Source organism: Trichlorobacter sp. (assembly GCF_030247655.1).
Lineage (GTDB): Bacteria > Desulfobacterota > Desulfuromonadia > Geobacterales > Pseudopelobacteraceae > Trichlorobacter.
Map to the genome: position 1 here is coordinate 1 of NZ_JAOTRZ010000366.1, position 1,544 is coordinate 1,544.

2 protein-coding genes and 1 pseudogene are annotated in these 1,544 nt (G+C 50.1%); all 3 read right to left on the reverse strand.

What is annotated here, in order from left to right; genetic code table 11:
* On the reverse strand, positions 1-929 hold a 929-nt coding region (locus tag OEL57_RS16750; protein WP_300742086.1), incomplete at its 3' end, for an ATP-binding protein.
* Positions 926-1,186 (reverse strand): hypothetical protein, encoded by a 261-nt coding sequence (locus OEL57_RS16755; RefSeq protein ID WP_300742087.1) that lies wholly within the window; start codon positions 1,184-1,186, stop codon positions 926-928. The genes OEL57_RS16750 and OEL57_RS16755, both read right to left, overlap by 4 nt.
* A 33-nt stretch (positions 1,187-1,219) precedes the next feature.
* A pseudogene (locus OEL57_RS16760) lies at positions 1,220-1,544 on the reverse strand (hypothetical protein); the annotation flags it as partial.

Below are 1,544 nucleotides of genomic sequence, written 5' to 3' on the forward strand. Positions count from 1 at the left end.
TTATTACCGGCTGCATAGGTGTTCATGGTGCGGGTCAGGGCAGCCTTGAAGCCTGCCAGGTGGGTACCGCCTTCATGGGTATTGATGTTATTGGCAAAGCTGAAGATCTTTTCATCATAGGTGTCGTTGTACTGTATGGAGACTTCCATCTCCACACCGCCTTTTTCACCCTTAAAGTAGATCGGCTTCTGATGCAGTGCCGTCTTGGCCCGGTTCAGGTATTCCACAAAGGAGTTAATGCCGCCTTCATAGAAAAAGTCATGGGATTTCCCGTCAGTCCGCTCGTCATTAATCTTGATCCGCACCCCGGCATTCAGGAATGCCAGCTCACGCAAACGCTGAGACAGGACATCAAATGAGTATTCGGTGGTCTCAAAGATCTCCTCATCAGGCATAAAGGTAATTTTTGTGCCACGACGACGGGTATTACCGGTTACCTCCAGCGGTGCTTGTGGATCACCACGGTGATAGGTCTGACGCCAGATCTTGCCATCCCGCCTGATCTCAAGATCAAGCCACTTGGAAAGTGCGTTGACCACTGAAACGCCCACGCCATGCAAACCGCCTGAGACCTTATAGGAGTCATTGTCAAACTTGCCGCCGGCATGCAAAACGGTCAAGACAACCTCTGCTGCAGAGCGACCTTCTGTGGGGTGCATGTCAGTGGGAATACCGCGACCATTGTCCACCACAGTGATTGAACCATCAGTGTTGATAGTTACGGTGACTTCGTTACAGTGACCAGCCAGTGCTTCGTCAATTGAGTTATCAACGATTTCGTATACCAGATGGTGCAAACCAGCACTGGCAGTAGAACCGATATACATGGCCGGCCGTTTCCGGACAGCTGAGAGCCCTTCCAAGACCTTGATACTACCGGCACCGTATTCGTTTGATGCTGCTGCTCCGTTTTGTTCAAACTCGCTCATGGTGTTCCATTTCCTTCGTACGTCAGTCTTCCCTCTTCAACCCGGAACAGCTTGCTATCCTGCTGCAGTACCGGAAGAAAGGGAGTTACGTCGGTTGTTGTAATCAGCACTTGGACCTCCTGCTGTCGCACATATTGCAGCAGGTTCGTCATCCGCTCCCGGTCCAGTTCAGAAGCGATATCATCAAGTAACAGAACCGGCATCTCACCAAAAGTTTCCTGAAGATGGTCCAGTTCTGCCATTTTTAGTGCCAGCACAAAGCTGCGTTGCTGCCCCTGGGAACCGAAGCCTTACAGGAGCCGCCCTCCAATCAAAAACGTCAGGTCATCCCGGTGTGGCCCCCTACCGGTTGTTTTGTAACGCAAATCTTGTTCACGCTGATTATTAAGCACATTCAGCAGCATTTCTGTTTTATTGTCTTCTGCATTGCACGCTATATCAGGCTGATAGACAACTGCCACTTTTTCCTGTTCTCCTGCTATCTGCTGATACTTTTGTTGCAGCAGTTGATTCAGTCGATCAGTGTAGCGTTGTCGATGTTCCATTAACCTGATGCCGGCTGTTGCCAATTGCTCAGTCCAGAGATCCAGCACTTCCTGTTGATTGGTCTTAAGT